Origin of the sequence: Bacillus sp. AY2-1, from assembly GCF_008368965.1 — a bacterium.
Taxonomy (GTDB): domain Bacteria; phylum Bacillota; class Bacilli; order Bacillales; family Bacillaceae_G; genus Bacillus_A; species Bacillus_A thuringiensis_S.
Genome location: NZ_QPEL01000078.1, coordinates 1 through 20,457, shown reverse-complemented (window position 1 = coordinate 20,457; position 20,457 = coordinate 1). Strand labels below are relative to the sequence as shown.

The window sequence follows — 20,457 nt, the reverse complement described above, 5'->3', positions numbered from 1 at the left end:
TAGAAATTAAATATGAATTGAGGAGAAGTCATCAATAATTTCCACCACTTCAATTTCTCCATTAATCAGTAGCTCAGGAAGTTCATTTCTAATATTTCCTTTCCAATACTCTCTAGCTTGTTCGATTTTTTGAGAAAAAGGAATACCATCTTCTTTTGGTAAAAGATTCCCGTCACCTTCAAAAGAACTTCCGATTACTTGTAGTTTAACAATCTGTAAAACTTCTCGATTGTAAGAATCAAATAATGCTTTCCATTTTAAAGCATCTTCATAGCTTTTTGCAGCGTATAAACAAGATAATCTGGAAGGATATTCAGGGAATTCTTGTAGTCTAACCATTTCTACAATTGTTTCTCTAGCTGCTCTAATTGTTTGATCCATATAACTCATGACTACTTTAGCATTTTCATTATTTATATGTAATTCGTTATTTTTATAGTGTTTATTTAAAATTTGTATGCCATCTTCACCATTAGCATTTAATTGTTCTCTTTCAAAAAAGAAGTGATATAGAGTATTGTGTTGATTTTTGTTAAAAGGAATGATTTGTCCGATATGCATTTTTTTCTTTGTTACGATATGATATACGAAAAATCCTTGTTCATTCATGGTTATCCTCCTAGTAATAATGTAATGCAATGTTAAATTTAGTAATTCAACATTGAAATATATAAAACCTTTATAAGTAAAAGTGAGAATTTGAGTTGAAAGTAAAGAAAATACATGAAAACGTTTTAAATTTGTTCACAAAATGTTCACTTACGAAGGGGGTTTCAATATCGATATAATGACAAAGACTCAAAGAGAAAGGATGATGAATTTTGCCAACAACAAGAAAAGAAAACCTCCAATTTGGTATGATGATGTGCCTTGGGATGGTTATCGTAATGACGTTTTACAATTTACTAATGAATGAAACAGGAGGACCAATTTATACTAAAGAGATTGCATTAGAACTATTAATTGGCTTTATTATTGCGCTATTAATTGAAATATGTATCGTTGGACCTTGTGCGAAAAAAATTGTATTCATGTTGCCATTTGATAAATCTAAGAAAATAAATATTATCGTTGCGATGGCGACAACTATGGTAATCGGAATGGTGTTCTTTATGTCATTTTTCGGTATGGCTATGATGCATTTACATGGTGGACTACAAGGAGCTTCATTTGTTTCAATTTATTTTTCGATTTTTATTAAAAATTTCATAATGGCATATCCATTACAATTAATTATTATGGGACCGCTTGTACGTTTCTTATTTGCAAAGTTTGTTATGAAAAAGAAATCTTTTAATGTAGCGTAATTCAAATTTATAAAATTTTATATATAAATAATAAAGATAAACACATCTCGCATTTTTGAGGTGTGTTTTTTGTTCATTCCAAGTTATTTTCATAGTGATGTGACATTTGTCCTTTTGCCATTATAGGATTATAGCTTTTAATTAAGTCAGAAATAAAAGATGAGGAGATGATTTTTTGAAAGGTATTATATTTGCTGTTTTTGCGGGGATATTTATAACACTTCAAGGAACCTTTAATGCGAAACTTAGTTCACATATCGGTATATGGTCGACAAGTATTATAACCCATTTAATTGGATTCCTTATTGTAACAACTGTATTTTGGTTAAAGAAAGAAGAGAAAGTAACAGATTTAAAGAGTGTGAAAAAAGTATATTTAGCAGCGGGTGCATTTGGTGGATTCATTATTTGTGCAGAAACGATGGCGATATATTCACTAGGAGTTACATTGACAGCTGGCACACTAATGGTTGCTCAATTGTTAACGGCAACAGTTATTGAAATGAAAGGACTGTTTCATATAAAAAAGATACAGATGGAGAGATATCATATTGTGGGAACAATAGTAATGATTATAGGTATTGTTGTATTTAATATGTAAATGAAAGGAGAAATGAATATGGAGGATAAATCAGGTTTAATTACGCATTATTTGAGAACCAATAAAACGCTCGAGATTTTTTCAGAAATAGATACAGTTTATTTTCAATTAAATCACTTTGAAAAAGGCGAGCTTATTTGCAATATAGATGACGAAATGGATCGTTTATATTTTGTTGTTAAAGGTAAAGTAAAAGTTTACACGATTACACCTGAAGGGAAGAAACTAATCCTTCGCTTTATCAATCCATTGGCCATTATTGGTGATATTGAATTAATTCAAAATAGCAAAGCACATAATGTCGTTGAAGCTTGTTCAGATGTTGTAGCAATCTCTATTTCTAATACGGTTATTAGAAACAAGTTATTACATGATCCTATATTTATGAAGTTCTTGCTTGAAAACATTGCCAACACGTTAAAAATATCGACTCGTTTTACTGCTCTTAATTTACTTTATCCTGTAGAAGTACGTGTAGCTAGTTATTTGCTTTCAATTTCAACAGATAGTAACGGGAATATGTATAAAGGGGATTTGGATGCAACTTCAGTAACGAGTATTGCAGACTTTATAGGGGTAAGTTATAGGCACGTAATTCGGGTATTACAAAGATTTTATAATGATAAATTAATTGAAAAGAGTAATGGAGTTATTGTCATTAAAGATTTTTCTAGAATGAAGGAAGTCGCTAAAGATAATATATATGAGCAATGAAAGGGAGAGGAAGATTTTGATTGGATTTAGTTTAGCTATATTAGCAGGAATATTAATTAGCTTACAATCTGTTTTTAATGTAAAAGTAAATGAAAATGTAGGACAGTGGTTAACGACTACATGTGTCCTTGGAATAGGTCTCATTAGTTCTATTCTATTTTATATCATTACAGAAAACAGTATTAACATTAAAGTGTATACTACAAATTATTTGTTTTATGTAAGTGGACTGTTTGGCATCGGGTTAATTATTTGTATAATGGGTGCAATAAAGAGCTTAGGTCCAGCATATACGGTGCTAATTAGTCTTATTACTCAATTGGTCGTTGCGTTATGCATTGATACATTCGGATTATTTGGAATGGAGAGTATTCCATTACAATTAAATAAATTAGTTGGTATAGGTTTATTAATTGTGGGAGTAGGAATTTTTAAAAATCTATTTTTGAATAAGAAAGCTATTAGAATAACCGAGGATGAGATTTAAAGGTTATAAGGATGTTGATAATCAGATTATAGATGTTTATGTAGTGGGAATACATTTTATATATGTCTCTGTTAGTGAAGGGTCTATATATATTCGATAAAAAACGTGAATTAGCTATTAGTGTAGTTGAAAAGAAGACGTCAATAAGTTAAGGTCTTCTTTATGTATTGTTCTGAAGTTATCAGAACTTAAGTATAAGGGAATGGGAAGTGGTTTAAGTTAAGAAGAATATGCCCGAAAATAAAATATTACTTAACATATATAACTAATGAATGCAATGTCTTTTTCAGTTATTAAGTTGTAAATCATTTTATGATAAAATCTTTTACATAATTTAATAAAGGGGTAGTTTTCAATGGGTTATTTCTCAAATGGTTTATTAGTTTTGTTTGTGCTAATCGTATGCAGTTGTATATTTTTTGGTTGATAATATAATGAGAGTCTTATATAAAAGAAGTTATCTTAAGTGAGATAACTTCTTTTTATTTTATATTGAGAAGGAATTCTATCTTTCTTATTGAAGTTTGTTCTAGTTATTTTTACATCGATCAGATTTGTGTAAAGGGAATTTTATGAAATATAAACAAGCCAGAGAATAGGGAGTATTTACATGGAAAATAGTATACGCCACACAAGTGAACATCCTACAGATTTTAATGGATTATTATCCTTATACGAATCTTTAGGATGGAATTCTCTTAAATTAAAGGTTAACGAGTTAGAACAAATGTGTAAGCAAAGTTGGTATGCAATTTATGTTTTTGATGATAAGAGGTTAGTAGGGATGGGGCGTGTCATATCAGATGGAGTCATAACAGGCATTATTTGTGGAGTTGGTGTATTGCCAAAATATCAGTCTAGTGGCATCGGAAAAGAAATAGTGAAACGATTAATCCAGCACTGTGAACAAAACAAGGTTATTCCACAACTTATGTGTGTAGAAAAATTGCAATCTTACTATGAATCTATAGGGTTTGAAGCATTCTCTATTGGGATGACAAAACATATTATAAGATAGAGGTGCTTTATCCCGCTATTTGCCGGGCAGTAAAACCCCCACGGATTAAAGTTTCACTTTATATTTTCAGTTTACTCGTACATATTTTCAAACTTCAGTATAAAGGAGAATGGCTGTATGGAGATTGCTAAAGAGATAGAAATGTTACAACTTGAATTTCAAGAATTTGTTATTCATCCAATTCTTTTATGGGATGATGAAATGGCAGTATTAATAGATACGGGTTTCCCAGGACAAATTGAAGATATACAAGTAGAGATGGAAAAGGTTGGGGTATCATTTGATAAGTTAAAAGTCGTGATTTTGACGCATCAGGATATTGATCATATAGGTAGTCTTCCGGAGTTGTTGCAGCGCTGTGGAAATAATATTAAGGTTTATGCGCACGAATTAGATAAGCCATATATTGAGGGGGATTTGCCTTTATTGAAGGATGGAAATGTAGAGAACCGACCAAAAGGAAAAGTGAGTGATACTGTGATTGACGGGCAAGAACTTCCGTATTGCGGTGGAATACTAATTCTTCATACTCCAGGGCATACTCCGGGTCATATTAGTTTATATTTGAAACGAAGTAAAATTCTTATTGCAGGAGACTCTATGTATAGTGTGAATGGGATGTTAGGAGGAATTCACGCCCCAACAACTATAAATATTAAGGAAGCAAAGCAGTCTTTGAAGAAGTATTTAAATTTACATATTGAATCTGTAGTTTGTTACCATGGGGGATTAAGTAAGGAGAATATAAATGTTCAACTTCAAAATTTGTAAAGTTAAAATGGAATTTTTTGTTAAGTGACGTTGAAGTATAATCTGATTATTAGTATATAAATAAATTATAAAAGAGCATGTTTGAAAAAATTAAACATGCTCTTTTATTAAAGTAAATCAGTTTAATATGAATGACCTAACCCATTCCAATAAAAAGAAACGATTTCTTGTGCTAATTCATCTATATTTGCCAGAATAGGATTGTGATTTTCATCTTTAAAATTCCCAATTGATAATAAAGATACGAAAGCATGAGCCACAAATTTAGCGTTTCCTTTCGGAATTTCTTCGATGTGCATCGCAGTATCGAGTGCTTTTTCTAGCACTTCATACATATTATTTTCAGCATTTTTTAATTCCTTCAATTGTTCTTCAGATAACGACAGTTTAGCATCTTTCATAAAATTTTTCATATCAATATCCATCGTTGCGTGTAAGTAAACTTTGGCGAAGTCTAATAATCTTTCTTCTAAAGTTTTGTTTGTAGAGAGTATTTGAGACATATTCTCTCGTATACGTATCATCATTTGGGTCATAGTAGCGGTAAATAAATCGGCTTTTGTTGAATAGTAATAGTAGACGGTTGCTTTCGTAACACCACAAACTTTTGCGACCTCATCCATAGAAACGACTTGATAATTTTGTGTAAGAAATAAGCGGGTTGCCACTTCTAAAATGGTTTCTTTTGTAGATTTTGTATTTTTATTTTGACGCGGCCTTCCGAGAGGACGTTGTTTTTGTTCCAAATACATTCGCTCCTGACATTTATGATTGAGATAATTATAACATAATTTTCAATCATTCTTGATTAATTAACCGACCAGTATATATAATTAATAATGGAGGAAAAAAGGAAGGTGGGTTTTTATGAAAAAGCACCCGTTACATATGTTAGGGAGGCTTGTAGCAGGGAAAAATACGCAATGGATCACTTTATCGGTGTGGGTTCTTATTACATTATTACTTTCATTTACGTTACCACAAGTAAACAGTACGAAAGAACCGAATCCAAAAAATTTACCTGAAACAGCTATGTCACAGCAAGCGGAAGCGCTTATGAAAAAAGAGTTTCCGAATAATGCAGGGAATCCGTTGTTAGTAGTATGGTATAGAGATGGTGGATTACAGTCACAGGATTATAAACTCATACAAGACGTTTATAAAGAGTTAAAAGCTAGTCCTTTAAAAGAACAATCAACGTTACCGCCATTTGATACAATTCCAGAGCAAGTATTATCAAAAAGTGCATCAAAAGATGGTACATCATTTGTTACACCGGTATTCTTTAATAAATCTGCTGGTACGGATATATTAAAAGGGAATCTGGAAAAAATTGTAAAAATAGTGAATAGTAAGGTGGATGAAGATCCATTTAAACAAAAAATAAGTGAATCTGGTTTACATGTTCGATTATCTGGGCCTGTAGGTATTCAAACGGATGCAGTTAGTTTATTTAGTCAAGCAGATGTGAAATTGTTAGTGGCTACTGTATTATTAGTCTTGGTCCTATTAATTTTGCTTTACCGTTCGCCAATTTTAGCAATTTTACCTATACTTGTTGTTGGCTTTGCATACGGTATCATTAGTCCTACACTCGGTTTTTTAGCTGATCACGGATGGATTAGAGTAGATGCCCAAGCAATATCAATTATGACAGTATTATTGTTTGGTGCTGGAACGGACTATTGTCTATTTTTAATTTCGAGATATAGAGAGTACTTGTTAGAAGAAGAAAGTAAATATAAAGCATTACAACTTGCGATTAAAGCTTCTGGCGGTGCAATAATAATGAGTGCGTTAACTGTTGTACTTGGATTAGGAACATTACTACTTGCTCATTATGGTGCCTTTCATCGATTTGCAGTACCATTTAGTGTTGCTGTATTTATAATGGGAATCGCGGCTTTAACCATTTTACCAGCACTATTATTAATTTTCGGTAGGATTGCATTTTTCCCGTTTATACCGAGAACAACTTCAATGAATGAGGAGTTTGCAAGAAAGAAAAAGAGGGCTGTAAAAGTTGAAAAATCAAAAGGCTCCTTTAGTAAAAAACTTGGAGATGTAGTAGTACGAAGACCGTGGACAATAATTATGCTAACTGTGTTTGTATTAGGTGGATTGGCTTCGTTCGTACCACGTATTCAATACACATATGACTTATTAGAATCGTTTCCAAAGGATATGCCTTCTCGTGAAGGGTTTACGTTAATTAGTGATCATTTCTCAGCTGGTGAACTAGCACCAGTAAAAGTGGTTGTTGATACGAAAGGAAAAGAGCTCCCTATTAAACAAGAACTAGAGAAATTTTCTTTCGTAAATACAGTGAAAGAGCCAAAAGAGGGAAAAGAAAATAAGCAAATACAAATGTATGAAGTTTCTTTAGCGGAAAATCCATACTCAATTGAAGCGTTAGATCAAATTCCTAAATTGAAAAGTAATGTAGAAAAAGTATTAAAAGATGCTGGGATTCGTAATACTGAAGATCAATTGTGGATTGGTGGAGAAACAGCTTCATTATATGATACAAAGCAAATTACTGAACGTGATGAATCAGTAATTATTCCAGTAATGATTAGCATTATCGCTTTACTATTACTTGTCTACTTACGATCGGTTGTTGCGATGATTTATTTAATTGTAACTGTCGTTTTATCATTCTTCTCAGCGTTAGGAGCAGGATGGATATTGCTTCATTACGGTATGGGAGCGCCGGCCATTCAAGGTGCGATACCGTTGTACGCATTCGTATTTTTAGTTGCTTTAGGTGAAGATTATAATATCTTTATGGTTTCAGAAATATGGAAAAACAGAAAGACACAAAATCACTTGGATGCAGTAAAAAATGGTGTAATACAAACAGGTAGTGTTATTACATCGGCAGGTTTAATTTTAGCAGGAACTTTTGCAGTGTTAGGTACACTTCCAATTCAAGTATTAGTTCAATTTGGTATTGTAACTGCAATTGGCGTATTACTAGATACGTTTATCGTAAGACCGTTACTTGTACCCGCAATTACAGTTGTGTTAGGCCGATTTGCTTTTTGGCCAGGTAAACTTTCAAGAAAGAGTGAAGAAATACAAAAGGTGGATGCATAGTTAAAAAAGCCAAGGATATTTTCCTTGGCTTTTTCAATGTAGTTAATTAATTTTTTGAAGTCAAATCATCAGCTGCAGCGTGATCAGCATCTTCAATTGTTGTTTCGGGCATTCCGTATAAGCCGTTCATTGCTTGTTCTTCGATAGTAAGGTTTGCAGTATTATTATTTTGAATAGATGTAGTGTTTTCAGTAACATTTTCTTTTTTATTCATATTTTTGTTATTCATGTATGTATCCTCCAAATTTCATTTGATTTATCTATAGTATGTGGATGGATTTCCAGAAATATGTGAATTGATTCTTACATATGTTATATAATTAAATAAATAATTAGGGTGAAATGTACACTGTTAGGAGTGAACAATTATGGTGAAAGCAAGGGAATTAGCCTTCTAAAATAAAAAGAAAATTTTAGGAGGCTATTAGAATGAAGTTCCATGTAATTGATAGAGAAGATTGGAATAGAGAGCAGTATTTTGAGCATTATTTAAAGTTGAAATGTACATTTAGTATGACTGTGAATGTTGATATCACGATGTTATTAGAGGAAGTATATCAAAAGGGAATAAAATTTTATCCCGTTTTTATGTATTTAATTTCTAGAGTAGTAAATAATCATAAAAAATTTCGAACATGTTTTAACGATGAAGGAGTTTTAGGCTATTGGGAGGAAATGATACCGAATTATACAATCTTTCATAAAGATGATAAGTCTTTTTCAAGTATATGGACGGATTATTCAAGTGATTTCCGCACTTTCTATAAAAATTATGAAGACGATATGAGATGCTATGCTAATGTTCATGGTCTTTTCACGAAAGAAAATATTCTGCCTAATGTATTTCCGATTTCTAGCATACCTTGGACTAGTTTTACTGGATTTAATCTTAATATTAATAATGATGAAAAATTTCTATTGCCAATTATAACTTGTGGGAAATATTTTAACGAAGGAAATAAGGTTATGCTACCAGTTTCATTGCAAGTACATCATTCGGTTTGTGATGGATATGATGCGAGTCAATTTATAGAAGATTTACAGCAGTTAAGTAATACTTGCAACGAGTGGCTTAAGTAATATCTAATTTTTAATTATATAAAGTGAAACTTTAATCAGTGGGGGGTTCAGCCCTCACCAATCGGGCGTTCACGGGCAGCAGGGCCCCACTTAACTTCTTTACTTTTGCTGAATTTTGAGGTGGGGGTCTTACTGTCCGGCAAATAGCGGGATAAAATTGAAAATGAATAAAAGAAGAGAACATGTTGATATTACATGGTCTCTTCTTTTATTCATTAATACTAAGTAATTGTGGAAAATATAGGGTGATTTGTAGTTTGATAGTAAAGAGAGTGATTAGTATTAATTTTCTTTGTTTTTAAAAATTTAAGGATATAAATGTTTTAATAGGGGGGAATAAAGTGAAATTCTTAAGCATTGAAAAAGATGAAATCTTAATTGGGAATATGGCAAAATTGTATTGTAAAATATTTGAGAAAACAAATTTCAATGAAATGATCGAGCGAATGAATAGGCATATAGAATATACAGGTTTTAAAGGTATAGTAGCAATAAATGATGAAAATGAAGTAGTTGGCTTTACTTATGGTTATCGCTCAATGGAGGGACAGTACTATAATCAATTAATGAGAGAAGCGTTACATCTAGAGCAAGTAGACGAATGGTTACAAGATTGTTTTGAATTTGTAGAGTTAGCAGTTCACCCACAATACCAAAATGAAGGTCTTGGAACAAAATTACATAATAAATTACTAGAAGGGCTTTCAAATAGAACAAGTGTTTTAACAACACAAATAAACAATGAAAAAGCACGTTCGTTATATGAAAGATTAGATTGGGTAAATGTATTAGAGCCATTTCATCCAAGTAAAAATGATGTTCCATATATAATAATGGGAAAAGCATTAAAAATAAAAGTGAATTGATAATTATGGAATTCACAATAGTTGTTGGTTTGTAATAATGAAAGGGAAAACAACAATGATATCTATAGAAAAAGCTACAATTTTAGATGCTGAGAAATTAACAGAAATAATGAAAAGAACATTTGATGCAGAAGCAAAACAATGGCTATACGGCCAAGATAATGTCATTGATTATAACATTCAACCGCCAGGATATTCTTCAGTTGAAATGATGGAATATTCCATTGAAGAATTGGATTCTTTCAAAGTTGTCATGGATAAAGAAATAATCGGAGGGATAATAGTTACGATTTCTGGTAAGTCGTACGGTCGAATTGATCGTATTTTTGTAGATCCTGTTTATCAAGGAAAAGGAATTGGATCACATGTTATGAAATTAATAGAAAAGGAATATCCGAACATAAAGATTTGGGATCTCGAAACATCTAGTAGACAAATTAACAATCATCACTTTTATAAAAAGATAGGTTACCAAATGATTTTTGAATCGGAAGATGAGTATTGTTACGTGAAAAGAATAAAAACAAGCTCAAACAAAGAGAGTGTAGTTACAAATAAAGATATGAAAAATAGTCAATACGAAAACTGTAATTTAGCAAATACAGAGTATTATCAAGTGAATTTAAAAAACAGTTCATTTGTTGGTAGCAATATAATGAATACGAATATGAGTAATTGTAATGTAAGTCAATCAAAGTTTAGAAATATAAATTTTAGAAGGTCATCATATGCAGATTTAAATCTTTCTGGCAGTAAATTTAATTTGGTGACTTTAGGTGGAGTGCAATTTAAAAATACAAGTCTCGGAGATGAGAAGGAACCTATTGTATTCGATAAATGTGATTTGGAAGGTGGCACCATAAGTAATAGTAATCTGAAAAATATTGAAATAGAAAATTGTGATATAGTCGGCATGAAACTAAATGGTATTCTGATTGAAAATTCGCTTAATTTATATAACAAGGTGAAAAGTTAACCATATCCATATAGTTGTTAATCTTTTAGGAAATTAAGTATTATATCGAACTAATTATGTGAAAATGACATAAAGAAATACGGATGAGAAGGTCATTCATGAACGTTTCTAGAATACACACAAATATATTGTTATTTATATGGAGGAGAGAAAGATGGGGATCAACGTTAGAGCAGTAGAAATACAAGATGCTAGAGCAATTCATCGTATATGTATACAAGATGACGTTTTACCGTATATGGTTTTCTTACCTAGCATGCGTGTAGACGCTATGGAAAATAGAATTCGAAATTTAGCACCAAATCAATTTGAATTTGTTGCAGAATATGATGGAGAAATTGTTGGGTTTGTAGGTTTAACACAAAGTCCGGGACGAAGATCTCATTCAGGCGATTTATTCATTGGGGTTGATAGTGAATATCATAATAAAGGAATTGGGAAAGCACTTCTTACGAAGATGCTTGATCTGGCTGATAATTGGTTAATGTTAGAGAGAGTAGAACTAGGTGTGTTAGAAACGAATCCAAAAGCAAAAGCTTTATATGAAAAATTTGGATTTGTAGAAGAGGGAGTAAAGATAGGGAATTTGAAAGCTCACGGAAAGTTTATTAATGAAATTATGATGAGTCGTTTTAGACCGGATGGTTTAATTGTACATAATTAATAGTTAAAAGCATGACAGTATACTGTCATGCTTTTTTATTAGAATTTGGCTGTATTAAAAATAATACTAAACCAATAAAAATAACGGTAATTCCTAGTCCTTGTTGTAAAGAAATGGTCTCATGTAATATAAAGTACGCTAGTATACAAGTGCCAATTGTTTCACCTAAAATACTCATTGAAATTACAGTAGCACTTATCCATTTTAATAACCAATTAAAAATGGTTTGTCCTAAAATTGTAGCAATGAAAGCTAATCCAATAAAGCACAACCAAGTTTGTGTAGAATAATGGATGAAAGATTCTTGTTGCGTGAAAGCAAATATGCCAAGAAAGCCAGCACTACTTCCATAACTAATTACCGAATATGGTATAAGTGCCAAATCTTTACGAACGTGTTGGCTAATGAAAAAATAAGCAGTAATGATACCGGCAGCGATAAATGCTAAAATATCTCCATATAAAGCTGCGCCACTAATTTGGAAATCTTGCCAGCCAATAACGATACTACCTGAAATAGCGATGAGGCAACCAATAACCGCTCCTTTCGTAAATCTCTCCTTAAATAAAAAATAAACACCAATCATTGAGAACAAAGGTTGTAGCGTTACGATAACTGTAGAGCTTGCTACAGAAGTATATTGTAATGATTCAAACCAAAGTACATAATGTGCAGCTAAAAATAGTCCAGATATGGATCCGAATCCCCATTGTTTTTTCGTTAAAGTTTTTAGCTCATTTCGACTATTTTTATTAAATAGTAATAACGGTAACAGAATCAGTGTGGCAAAGAATAATCGGTAAAAAGCAATGATTGTAGCAGGAGCATCTGCCAATTTTACAAAAATTGCAGAAGTTGATAAGGCGAATACACCAAAAAATAAGATGCAATATGAAAGAATAGGTGATTTCAAAGTTTGTCCCTCCGATAGAATGTTTATTATAATAAACTTAATACGATATAATGTACAAAAGTAAGTATATAAGTCCCGGAGATAATAGGGAAGGGTTATTTGCCTTTGTTTAGTATGTCAGCACAAAGACAACGAAACATGCATTATGATGGACGAAAGGAATTTTTACTATGATACATGATAGGCTTGGACAAACGGTATTAAGTTACCGTAAGAAAAATAACATGACAATTCGTGAATTCGCTGATTATGCAGGGATTAGTACATCGTTAATTAGCCAAATTGAAAGAGGGCATGCTAATCCTTCTTTAAATGTTTTGGAATTAATTGCAAAAGCATTAAATGTACCGCTGTTTACACTTTTTATTAACGAAATTGATACAGATTCGCTCATTTCTAAGAAAAAAGATCGAAAAAAAGTATATCGGGAAAACAATAATCACATTGTATATGATGTATTAACACCTGATTTTATGAAAGCACGTATTGAAATGCTAATGATGGATTTAAATAAACAAGCAAACACAACAGAAAGCCATTATTCCCATGAAGATAAGGAAGAGATTGCTGTTGTTATGAAAGGGGAAGTGTATGTGGAATTGGAGGGAAAAGAATATTTTTTAGAAGAAGGCGATGTTGTACGTATTCCACCGAATGTGAAGCATCGATTTTTGAATAAAAGTGATGAATCGAATCACATTTTATTTGTACTGACACCATCTTTAGGGTGAAAATATAGTGGTTTTTATCCCGCATTAACGGGCAGTAAGACCTCCCTCAAAATTCAGCGAAAGCAAAGAAGTTAGGTGGGGGATTAACTGCCCATAAATGCCCGATTGGTAAGGGCTGATTAAAGTTTCACTTTATTAGGGGAGATAGAAAATGGAAAACAAAAGTATTTTAAAAGGCGGCCTTTCAATTATTTCTCAATGCAAAAAAGAAACAAATGATATTTGGCATGCGCATTTTGGAGCAGCTGCAATTGCTAGTTATTTTTTTATGAAAGATAATAATATTGATGAAGAAACAGCTCGTAATATGTATTCGCAAACAAGGATGATGCTGAACAAGAAAAAAATTGGTGAGATGATTGATGATAAAAAAGAAATAGATTTTCAAATTGCGGAGAATATGATTATAAAATCTTTAGAACAAACGATTGATGAACTTCATTGGGTGGGGCATAACGTCATTTATGCGTCATTAAGTTTATTGGCTATGAAAGAGCTACAAAAATGGGGCGATAATCAAGCAATTGAAGGGATTACTACTCTTATTTTATCATTTCGAAAAACAATTCCAGGTAGATCGTGGATTGGTTATACGACGAAAGAAGTAAAACAATTAAGTTTTGAAGATGAGATAAAAAGTGAATTGAGTAATCCAACACAAGTATCTCAGTTCATTTTAAATGAGTTATCGAAATTTAATAGTATTTATCGAGCGGAATCGCATCATGATTTAATTGGGCATTTGCTTACTTACTCCCACGCAATTAATATAATGTACGATTTAGGGCATATAGATATATTTCAACGAGGGATACGCCCGCTTTTAAAACTAGTATACGTACTACGAGCTAGCCAAAAGCTCAAGCTGAATACGGGAATAACTTTACACTCACCTATAGATCGATTACCTTTAATTCAATCTAAACGTGCAAATATTTTACCAACTGAAAATATATTTTGGATAAAAGACTATAGTGAATTCGATTGGGATTTTGGTCATGTATTTAAATTCTCATATAGTTATTTTAATCATATAAAGAGAGCTCCAGATTATAAAGATATAACATTAGAAAAATTCCGGTATGTTATTAATTCTTAATGAACGTCAATAATCTGTAAGAGGGAGCTTAATCTAGTTTCTTTTTTGTTAGTAGTATATTATTTTTTCAAATTTGTAAGATTTTACATGCGTATTTTACTTTTACTAATTATGTAAGTAGGCTATACTGAAATACATACATTTTATTTTTGGAGAGATGTAAAACGACATGGAACTAGCGAAATTAGAAAAAGTAATTGAAATAAAAAAAGAAGAACTTTTATATTTAGTATCGGATTATGGAATTCAACATGAAAAAGTATTGGCATTGAGTCAAGAACTAGACAAATTAATCAATTACTTTATGTTTTTAAAATAAAGAGAACTATGACGTGGTTTGTATATGTTATAGTTCTTTTTTATTAGGTAATTTGAAAATATATTCAAATATATTGTCTAATTTCTTACAGAATGCGCAACTTGCTAGTCGAATATAAGGACTTTTGGTTATAATAAAAAGGAATTATTAATTGTATCGGTTAGGAGCGCAGCACATATGAAAACAGTTGTTGTTATCGGTGGAGGTATAACGGGACTTTCTACTATGTTTTATTTAGAAAAATTAAAAAAGGATTATAATATCGATTTAAATTTAATTCTTATTGAGAAAGAAGAGTATTTAGGTGGTAAAATCCATAGTGTGGAAGAAAAGGATTTCATTATGGAGTCAGGAGCGGATTCAATCGTTGCTCGTAATGAACATGTTATGCCACTTGTAAAAGATTTAAATTTAGAAGATGAAATGGTATATAATGAAACGGGTATTTCTTACATATATTCTGAAAACATGTTACATCCGATTCCTTCTGATACTATATTTGGGATACCGATGAGCGCCCGGTCGTTGTTTAGCAGTACGCTAGTTTCAACGAAAGGGAAAATCGTAGCTTTAAAAGATTTCATAACGAAAAATAAAGAGTTTACGAAAGATACATCACTTGCTCTATTTTTAGAAAGTTTCTTAGGGAAAGAGTTAGTGGAAAGACAAATTGCTCCTGTGCTTTCAGGCGTATATTCTGGTAAATTGAATGAGCTTACAATGGCATCTACATTACCGTATTTACTGGATTATAAAAATAAGTATGGAAGTATTATTAAAGGTTTTGAAGAGAATAAAAAACAATTTCAATCAGCAGGAAATAAAAAATTCGTATCATTTAAAGGTGGACTATCTACGATAATTAATCGCTTAGAAGAAGTGCTGACTGAAACTGTCGTAAAAAAAGGTGCTATAACGACGGCTGTAAGTAAACAAGAAGATCGATATGAGATTTCTTTTTCAAATCATGAAACAATACAAGCTGATTATGTTGTTTTAGCAGTTCCACATGATATTGCACAAACTTTATTACAGTCTAATGAGTTAAATGAGCAGTTTAATACATTTAAAAACTCATCTCTTATAAGTATTTACTTAGGATTTGACATACTAGATGAACAACTACCAGCTGACGGTACAGGGTTTATTGTAACGGAAAACAGTGATTTACATTGTGATGCTTGTACATGGACAAGTCGAAAGTGGAAACATACATCGGGTAAACAAAAATTATTAGTAAGAATGTTTTATAAGAGTACCAATCCGGTATATGAAACAATCAAAAATTATAGTGAAGAAGAATTAGTACGAGTTGCTTTATATGATATTGAAAAGAGTCTCGGAATTAAAGGTGAACCAGAAGTAGTCGAAGTTACAAATTGGAAAGATTTAATGCCGAAATATCATTTAGAACATAATCAAGCGGTTCAAGCATTGCAAGAAAAAATGAAGAATCTTTATCCAAATGTATATGTAGCTGGTGCCTCATATTACGGTGTCGGAATTGGTGCATGTATTGGAAATGGAAAGAATATAGCCAATGAAATAATGGCTACATTACATAAATAATATTGTAGAATAAATAAAAACTGTCCCTTCAGCAAAATGGAGGAACAGTTTTTATTTATTTTATTTGAATGGAAATTTTATTGTTTTTTACATTGTTTTCTTTTATTGTTAATGTTATTTCTCCAGACTCTTTAAATGAATACGGTGATAGTTGATAAATATCTTTTATATCATGTTTTTCTTGTAACTTATTTATCGGTATTGATACGATATTTGGCTCCCATGTTTCTTGTTTTCCTGAAGGATATTCTATAAGTATTACCGGATTTTTTAACTGCCTTGTTTTCCAAGAGACGAAATATAGTTGAACTTCTGTATCTTTTTTTAATAATTCTTCGGAGAAATAACCGAATTCGCCTACATTACCGAAAATAGTGTAGTTTTGATTTTTAAATTTAATATCTAAATAACTAGGTTGAAATGTTACTACATGATAAGTTCCATATGAAAGTGAGAGTATGGCAGCGATTAAAATACCGATTGAAAATGTCTTAAAGCTATTGCCTTTAAAGCTAGTCATCATGAATGAGTTTGGTGTGAATTTTTTTGCGAATAAAAAAATAAGTAATATGAGTAAGAGGGATAAGCCGATGAATATATACATAGGAAATTTACACCTCCACAATAAAATAATATATTAACTATATTTTACCATAAATGTATGGAATAGGGCGTTTGTTTAGAAGGAGAAAATAAAAAACAATTTCTTTACAGTTCTTGATAATTTAAAATTGATTTATGGAAATTATAGAGTGGTGATTGAGTCGCAATTAGAGGTATCTAATTCGTGTATATAGAATAAAGAGGGAATGCGTCATTAGAAATGTTTGATTTATGGAACAATAAGGACTTTACTAATTATAAATATTTTTTCTGATATAATGAATGAGTAGAGAGAAAGGAGTGATCCTATGACATTTCCTATATTAGAAACAGAACGCTTACGTTTAGTTGAAATAGAACAATCTTATTGTCAAAAAATATATGAAATCTTTTCATTGGATGAAGTAACGTGTTATTACGGTATGAATTCTTTTACGGAGTTTGGACAAGCTTCACGTATGATCGAATCTTTTTCAAAAAATTACTTTGAGAAAAAGGCAATACGATGGGGAATTGTGTTAAAAGAAACGAACGTTTTAATAGGAACAATTGGACTAAACAATTTACAATTATGGAGTAAACGATCTGAGATTGGATATGACCTGCATCCTCGTTATTGGGGAAATGGTTATGCTTCAGAAGCAGCTCGAGAAATTATTGATTATGGATTTAAAGATTTAGGTTTGTTTAGAATTGGAGCTATTACATATCCTGAAAATCTTACTTCTTGTAGAATGTTATCTAAAATTGGCTTTCAAAAGGAAGGTTTATTGCGCGGATATATTCATCAAGGAAATAAGCAACACAATGCATTATTGTATTCTATAGTGCGAACTGATGTGGAGGACATAAATTTATAATAAAAAAACCTCTTAATTAAAAGAGGTTTTTTTTATTATAAATTAACCTAATTTAGGTAATAAACGTTCTCCGCTTTTCATGCTACTTTTACATAAAGGGCATTTAGGCTCTTCTTCAAATGAAAAGTTCTTTCTCATCCATCCTAAACAATCCTCTGCTTCACATTCCCAAACAGGGGTTTGTTCTGGTGGTACTTCTGCTACATCGTTCTTTCGATTGCGATACATGTAACCACTCCTTTTATGTAAAAAATTTTAGTTATATATTAAAAAGGTTGTTAACCTTGCTGGTAACAACCTTTTTATTGTTTGAATTATAGCTTTACAACGTTTTTAGCTTGAGGTCCGCGGTTACCTTCTTCAACTTCGAAGCTAACTTCTTGACCTTCGTCAAGAGACTTGAAGCCGTCGCCAGTGATAGCTGAGAAGTGAACGAATACGTCGTTACCGTCTGCAACTTCGATGAAACCGAAACCTTTTTCGCTGTTAAACCATTTTACTTTACCTGTTAATGTCATGGTAATGCCTCCTAAAAGTAGAAAAATTACAATATGATCGGCCTTATTTGAATGAAAATAAAAGTTCACATATTATCAAAAACCCATAAGGAGTACAAAATGTTCCTGATTGATACTTGATAATATGCAAAGAAAATATAGTGTTAAATTGACCTTAATTACTATCTTACAACAAATGGTGGGAAATAGCAAGTGCTGGTAATACCACTGAGTAAACTGGGTGATAATAGTAAAGGCACAAAGGCACCTCTTTTATTTATATATTATTCCTAATTTGGATTTATTCCAAACAAAAATAATTTATATGAAAAAATAAGTTTAAATAAAAGGCTAAATATTATTTTAATATTGCTAATGAGTAACATAATTAGGAGGATAGAATATTGCAAAATAAACAATTTAAAATAATTGAAGCAGTAAAAGAAGGAAGAAGAAAAGTTCATCCTGTTTTTGCTGTCATACTCGCGATTATATTTTTAACTTTAGGTGAGTTATTTATGTTGTTTATGCTGATTTTACCGAAAGCAGAAACAACTTTTATGAAGGCGATTTATAACGACATTGAGATGATATTAACGTTTGGCGGCGCAATATTTTTTGTGTTTTTATGGATTAGATTTGTAGAGAAAAGATCATTTTCATCCATTGGTTTTTGGAGAAATCAATGGATAAGAAAATATTTGAGAGGTGCATTAATAGGATTTGTTTTCATTTCAATACCAGTAATTTTACTCCTATTGGCAGGAGTTGTGACACTACAAATGCAACAAATTACAGTAACCGCTATGTTGGGTATTGTAGGTTCTTTAGTTGCATTTTTAATACAAGGGGCAACGGAAGAAATTATTGTACGAGGTTGGTTATTCCCGGTTCTTTCTGTTAGAAGTCGTATATGGGTTGGGATTGTTGTGACGTCTTTCTTATTTGGTTTTCTTCATTTACTTAATCCAGGTATTACAATTCTTTCAATATCGAATATAATATTAGTTGGTGTATTTGCAGCTGTTTACGTTTTAAAAGACAGTAGTCTGTGGGGGATTTGCGCATGGCATTCCATTTGGAATTGGGCACAATATAACGTCTACGGTTTTGCAGTTAGCGGGATGACCATATATTCAACGCCGCTATTTAAACCTACAACAAATGGCCCCGAATTCCTTCATGGAGGTTCGTTCGGAATTGAAGGTAGTATCATTACAACAATCATGCTCGCTATTGCTTCAATTGTTTTATGGAGAAAGTTATGGGGAAGAAAAGTGAAACAACGAAGTTTTAGTTAATGAAAGGGGGAGAAACTATGGGGATAATAGCATTTGAGGGAGCAAGCGCTGTTGGTAAAAGTACCACGTGCCGTGAATTAGAAAAGAATTATGGTGCTTATATAATACCTGAAGTGAATTCTTTATTTGAAAGGCCAAAAAATGAACATAGAACATGGTATTTTGAAAAACAAGTTGAGCGCTGGAATATAGCTGTTCAGAAGTCAGAGCAATATGAATTAGTAATACTCGATGGCGATATATATCAGCCACTTAGTTATAATTGGTGTTTTCATTTTGATCTATTTAATCAGCCATTATCTGTAATAGAAAATTTTTATAAAGAAAAGATGATAAATAGGGAAATTGGTTTTCCGGATCAATATTTTTATTTATATACGAACGATGAAGAACTTAGAAAGCGGAAAGTATCTGATGAAACGAAAAGAAGGAGAAACTTTGAAAAACATTTACATATATCAAAATCGTTTCAGTGTTATTATGAAAATTTAAATTCTGTTACAGATGGGTATTGTAAATTAATTGAGGCGAAAAGTGTAAAATCGAATGAAATAGAAATTGTAAAGAATTTAAACAGTTTAAATGTTTGTGAAGAAAGACGTTTTGATGTTTCGAGGTTAGATGCTATTACGAAGTGGTTAAAAGAAAATCGTGCATAAAGTAAAAACAACGAGTGTTATTTATCGCGCTCGTTGTTTTTTGTTTCTTTATAAATATAAAGGGAAAATTTGTAGAATATTTTCATTATTTAACAGAATAATCTTTCAATTTTAAAGAAAAAGAAATACAATAGGAGGAAGTATATATAAATAATATGATAGGGGATGGGATGCGATATTTTGAATGAAGGAACAGTTTTTATATAAGAAGTAATTAGGTAGTAAGAACAGAGATATTTGGGAGGAAACAAGCGCGATGAAAACACTATTTAAAATAATAGGTATTCTAGCTGGTATGGCGGTAATTGGAGTAGGTTTAACAT

General features: G+C 31.6%; 25 protein-coding genes and 1 pseudogene. 19 read left to right on the top strand and 7 right to left on the bottom strand.

Going from position 1 to position 20,457, the window contains the following annotated elements; all coding sequences use genetic code 11:
• Positions 1–6: 6 nt before the first annotated feature.
• Positions 7–609, bottom strand: a complete 603-nt coding sequence (locus tag DN403_RS19480) for a DUF2441 domain-containing protein (RefSeq protein WP_001005235.1) — start codon at positions 607–609, stop codon at positions 7–9.
• Between the two features lie 212 nt (positions 610–821).
• Here DN403_RS19480 and DN403_RS19475 point away from each other — a divergent pair, with 212 nt between their 5' ends.
• The 6 genes from DN403_RS19475 to DN403_RS19450 all read left to right on the top strand — a co-directional run bounded on the left by DN403_RS19475 (position 822) and on the right by DN403_RS19450 (position 4,898).
• On the top strand, positions 822–1,307 hold the full coding sequence (locus DN403_RS19475; RefSeq protein ID WP_016077755.1) for a DUF2798 domain-containing protein: 486 nt from the start codon (positions 822–824) through the stop codon (positions 1,305–1,307).
• A 175-nt stretch (positions 1,308–1,482) separates the two neighbouring features.
• The gene (locus DN403_RS19470; protein ID WP_016077754.1) at positions 1,483–1,908 is read left to right on the top strand and encodes a DMT family transporter; all 426 of its coding nucleotides are present in this window, start codon (positions 1,483–1,485) and stop codon (positions 1,906–1,908) included.
• 18 nt (positions 1,909–1,926) lie between these two features.
• Positions 1,927–2,622, top strand: coding sequence for a Crp/Fnr family transcriptional regulator (locus DN403_RS19465; RefSeq protein ID WP_000389683.1), 696 nt, complete (start codon positions 1,927–1,929; stop codon positions 2,620–2,622).
• Between the two features lie 16 nt (positions 2,623–2,638).
• Positions 2,639–3,109, top strand: a complete 471-nt coding sequence (locus DN403_RS19460; RefSeq protein ID WP_016077752.1) for a DMT family transporter — start codon at positions 2,639–2,641, stop codon at positions 3,107–3,109.
• Between the two features lie 610 nt (positions 3,110–3,719).
• Positions 3,720–4,127: a GNAT family N-acetyltransferase gene (locus DN403_RS19455; RefSeq protein ID WP_000431723.1), complete on the top strand. Its 408-nt coding sequence runs from the start codon at positions 3,720–3,722 to the stop codon at positions 4,125–4,127.
• Between the two features lie 117 nt (positions 4,128–4,244).
• The gene (locus tag DN403_RS19450; RefSeq protein ID WP_000401466.1) at positions 4,245–4,898 is read left to right on the top strand and encodes an MBL fold metallo-hydrolase; all 654 of its coding nucleotides are present in this window, start codon (positions 4,245–4,247) and stop codon (positions 4,896–4,898) included.
• 122 nt (positions 4,899–5,020) lie between these two features.
• Here DN403_RS19450 and DN403_RS19445 read toward each other — a convergent pair whose 3' ends face one another.
• The gene (locus tag DN403_RS19445) at positions 5,021–5,644 is read right to left on the bottom strand and encodes a TetR/AcrR family transcriptional regulator (RefSeq protein WP_000436037.1); all 624 of its coding nucleotides are present in this window, start codon (positions 5,642–5,644) and stop codon (positions 5,021–5,023) included.
• A gap of 121 nt (positions 5,645–5,765) precedes the next feature.
• On the opposite strand from DN403_RS19445, the gene DN403_RS19440 reads away from it, so the two are divergent.
• A complete protein-coding gene (locus tag DN403_RS19440; protein ID WP_149185686.1) occupies positions 5,766–7,997 on the top strand; it encodes an MMPL family transporter in 2,232 nt (743 codons plus the stop codon).
• Positions 7,998–8,043: 46 nt separating this feature from the next.
• Here DN403_RS19440 and DN403_RS19435 read toward each other — a convergent pair whose 3' ends face one another.
• Entirely contained in the window at positions 8,044–8,226 is a 183-nt protein-coding gene (locus DN403_RS19435; RefSeq protein ID WP_001060657.1) for a DUF4021 domain-containing protein, read from the bottom strand.
• Positions 8,227–8,426: 200 nt separating this feature from the next.
• Here DN403_RS19435 and catA point away from each other — a divergent pair, with 200 nt between their 5' ends.
• The 4 genes from catA to DN403_RS19415 all read left to right on the top strand — a co-directional run bounded on the left by catA (position 8,427) and on the right by DN403_RS19415 (position 11,583).
• Positions 8,427–9,077, top strand: coding sequence for a type A chloramphenicol O-acetyltransferase (catA, locus tag DN403_RS19430; protein ID WP_149185685.1), 651 nt, complete (start codon positions 8,427–8,429; stop codon positions 9,075–9,077).
• 341 nt (positions 9,078–9,418) lie between these two features.
• Positions 9,419–9,943 carry a GNAT family N-acetyltransferase gene (locus DN403_RS19425; protein WP_000670759.1) on the top strand — a complete coding sequence of 175 codons (525 nt, stop codon included), beginning with the start codon at positions 9,419–9,421 and terminating at the stop codon, positions 9,941–9,943.
• Between the two features lie 37 nt (positions 9,944–9,980).
• Positions 9,981–10,919: a GNAT family N-acetyltransferase gene (locus DN403_RS19420; RefSeq protein WP_098829824.1), complete on the top strand. Its 939-nt coding sequence runs from the start codon at positions 9,981–9,983 to the stop codon at positions 10,917–10,919.
• A 154-nt stretch (positions 10,920–11,073) separates the two neighbouring features.
• The gene (locus DN403_RS19415; protein WP_000512615.1) at positions 11,074–11,583 is read left to right on the top strand and encodes a GNAT family N-acetyltransferase; all 510 of its coding nucleotides are present in this window, start codon (positions 11,074–11,076) and stop codon (positions 11,581–11,583) included.
• Positions 11,584–11,608: 25 nt separating this feature from the next.
• Here DN403_RS19415 and DN403_RS19410 read toward each other — a convergent pair whose 3' ends face one another.
• Entirely contained in the window at positions 11,609–12,496 is an 888-nt protein-coding gene (locus DN403_RS19410) for a DMT family transporter (RefSeq protein ID WP_098437218.1), read from the bottom strand.
• 170 nt (positions 12,497–12,666) lie between these two features.
• Here DN403_RS19410 and DN403_RS19405 point away from each other — a divergent pair, with 170 nt between their 5' ends.
• The 4 genes from DN403_RS19405 (at position 12,667) to DN403_RS19390 (ending at position 16,214) form a co-directional block, all read left to right on the top strand.
• Positions 12,667–13,227, top strand: a complete 561-nt coding sequence (locus DN403_RS19405; RefSeq protein ID WP_000581034.1) for a helix-turn-helix domain-containing protein — start codon at positions 12,667–12,669, stop codon at positions 13,225–13,227.
• Positions 13,228–13,378: 151 nt separating this feature from the next.
• Positions 13,379–14,326, top strand: a complete 948-nt coding sequence (locus DN403_RS19400; protein WP_000428900.1) for a hypothetical protein — start codon at positions 13,379–13,381, stop codon at positions 14,324–14,326.
• A gap of 169 nt (positions 14,327–14,495) precedes the next feature.
• Positions 14,496–14,645: an aspartyl-phosphate phosphatase Spo0E family protein gene (locus DN403_RS19395; protein ID WP_000417698.1), complete on the top strand. Its 150-nt coding sequence runs from the start codon at positions 14,496–14,498 to the stop codon at positions 14,643–14,645.
• 177 nt (positions 14,646–14,822) lie between these two features.
• A complete protein-coding gene (locus DN403_RS19390; protein ID WP_098437219.1) occupies positions 14,823–16,214 on the top strand; it encodes a protoporphyrinogen oxidase in 1,392 nt (463 codons plus the stop codon).
• Positions 16,215–16,269: 55 nt separating this feature from the next.
• Here DN403_RS19390 and DN403_RS19385 read toward each other — a convergent pair whose 3' ends face one another.
• Positions 16,270–16,818 (bottom strand): hypothetical protein, encoded by a 549-nt coding sequence (locus DN403_RS19385; protein ID WP_086406129.1) that lies wholly within the window; start codon positions 16,816–16,818, stop codon positions 16,270–16,272.
• Positions 16,819–17,125: 307 nt separating this feature from the next.
• Between DN403_RS19385 and DN403_RS19380 the strand changes: the two genes are divergently transcribed.
• Positions 17,126–17,677, top strand: coding sequence for a GNAT family N-acetyltransferase (locus DN403_RS19380; protein ID WP_000143817.1), 552 nt, complete (start codon positions 17,126–17,128; stop codon positions 17,675–17,677).
• Between the two features lie 42 nt (positions 17,678–17,719).
• Here DN403_RS19380 and DN403_RS19375 read toward each other — a convergent pair whose 3' ends face one another.
• Both DN403_RS19375 and cspD read right to left on the bottom strand, forming a co-directional pair.
• On the bottom strand, positions 17,720–17,905 hold the full coding sequence (locus DN403_RS19375) for a cold-shock protein (protein WP_000286198.1): 186 nt from the start codon (positions 17,903–17,905) through the stop codon (positions 17,720–17,722).
• A gap of 86 nt (positions 17,906–17,991) precedes the next feature.
• Complete coding sequence (gene cspD, locus DN403_RS19370; protein WP_000176366.1) at positions 17,992–18,195, bottom strand: cold-shock protein CspD; 204 nt, start codon at positions 18,193–18,195, stop codon at positions 17,992–17,994.
• A 383-nt stretch (positions 18,196–18,578) separates the two neighbouring features.
• Here cspD and DN403_RS19365 point away from each other — a divergent pair, with 383 nt between their 5' ends.
• The 3 genes and pseudogenes from DN403_RS19365 to DN403_RS19355 all read left to right on the top strand — a co-directional run.
• Entirely contained in the window at positions 18,579–19,475 is an 897-nt protein-coding gene (locus DN403_RS19365) for a CPBP family intramembrane glutamic endopeptidase (protein ID WP_086397857.1), read from the top strand.
• Positions 19,475–20,134 carry a nucleoside/nucleotide kinase family protein gene (locus tag DN403_RS19360; RefSeq protein WP_003278212.1) on the top strand — a complete coding sequence of 220 codons (660 nt, stop codon included), beginning with the start codon at positions 19,475–19,477 and terminating at the stop codon, positions 20,132–20,134. The genes DN403_RS19365 and DN403_RS19360 overlap by 1 nt, the downstream gene beginning before the upstream one ends.
• A 256-nt stretch (positions 20,135–20,390) precedes the next feature.
• Positions 20,391–20,457: pseudogene (locus DN403_RS19355) on the top strand (PRK06770 family protein); the annotation flags it as partial.

What these genes read in the sequence shown, in the direction of transcription:
- DN403_RS19420 (WP_098829824.1), top strand. Translation starts at nt 9,981, where the DNA reads ATGAAAGGGAAAACAACAATGATATCTATAGAAAAAGCTACAATTTTA.
- DN403_RS19395 (WP_000417698.1), top strand. Translation starts at nt 14,496, where the DNA reads ATGGAACTAGCGAAATTAGAAAAAGTAATTGAAATAAAAAAAGAAGAA.
- DN403_RS19450 (WP_000401466.1), top strand. Translation starts at nt 4,245, where the DNA reads ATGGAGATTGCTAAAGAGATAGAAATGTTACAACTTGAATTTCAAGAA.
- DN403_RS19375 (WP_000286198.1), bottom strand. Translation starts at nt 17,905, where the DNA reads ATGTATCGCAATCGAAAGAACGATGTAGCAGAAGTACCACCAGAACAA.
- DN403_RS19455 (WP_000431723.1), top strand. Translation starts at nt 3,720, where the DNA reads ATGGAAAATAGTATACGCCACACAAGTGAACATCCTACAGATTTTAAT.
- cspD (WP_000176366.1), bottom strand. Translation starts at nt 18,195, where the DNA reads ATGACATTAACAGGTAAAGTAAAATGGTTTAACAGCGAAAAAGGTTTC.
- DN403_RS19440 (WP_149185686.1), top strand. Translation starts at nt 5,766, where the DNA reads ATGAAAAAGCACCCGTTACATATGTTAGGGAGGCTTGTAGCAGGGAAA.
- DN403_RS19400 (WP_000428900.1), top strand. Translation starts at nt 13,379, where the DNA reads ATGGAAAACAAAAGTATTTTAAAAGGCGGCCTTTCAATTATTTCTCAA.
- catA (WP_149185685.1), top strand. Translation starts at nt 8,427, where the DNA reads ATGAAGTTCCATGTAATTGATAGAGAAGATTGGAATAGAGAGCAGTAT.
- DN403_RS19360 (WP_003278212.1), top strand. Translation starts at nt 19,475, where the DNA reads ATGAAAGGGGGAGAAACTATGGGGATAATAGCATTTGAGGGAGCAAGC.
- DN403_RS19380 (WP_000143817.1), top strand. Translation starts at nt 17,126, where the DNA reads ATGACATTTCCTATATTAGAAACAGAACGCTTACGTTTAGTTGAAATA.
- DN403_RS19385 (WP_086406129.1), bottom strand. Translation starts at nt 16,818, where the DNA reads ATGTATATATTCATCGGCTTATCCCTCTTACTCATATTACTTATTTTT.
- DN403_RS19415 (WP_000512615.1), top strand. Translation starts at nt 11,074, where the DNA reads ATGGGGATCAACGTTAGAGCAGTAGAAATACAAGATGCTAGAGCAATT.
- DN403_RS19480 (WP_001005235.1), bottom strand. Translation starts at nt 609, where the DNA reads ATGAATGAACAAGGATTTTTCGTATATCATATCGTAACAAAGAAAAAA.
- DN403_RS19465 (WP_000389683.1), top strand. Translation starts at nt 1,927, where the DNA reads ATGGAGGATAAATCAGGTTTAATTACGCATTATTTGAGAACCAATAAA.
- DN403_RS19390 (WP_098437219.1), top strand. Translation starts at nt 14,823, where the DNA reads ATGAAAACAGTTGTTGTTATCGGTGGAGGTATAACGGGACTTTCTACT.
- DN403_RS19405 (WP_000581034.1), top strand. Translation starts at nt 12,667, where the DNA reads ATGATACATGATAGGCTTGGACAAACGGTATTAAGTTACCGTAAGAAA.
- DN403_RS19435 (WP_001060657.1), bottom strand. Translation starts at nt 8,226, where the DNA reads ATGAATAACAAAAATATGAATAAAAAAGAAAATGTTACTGAAAACACT.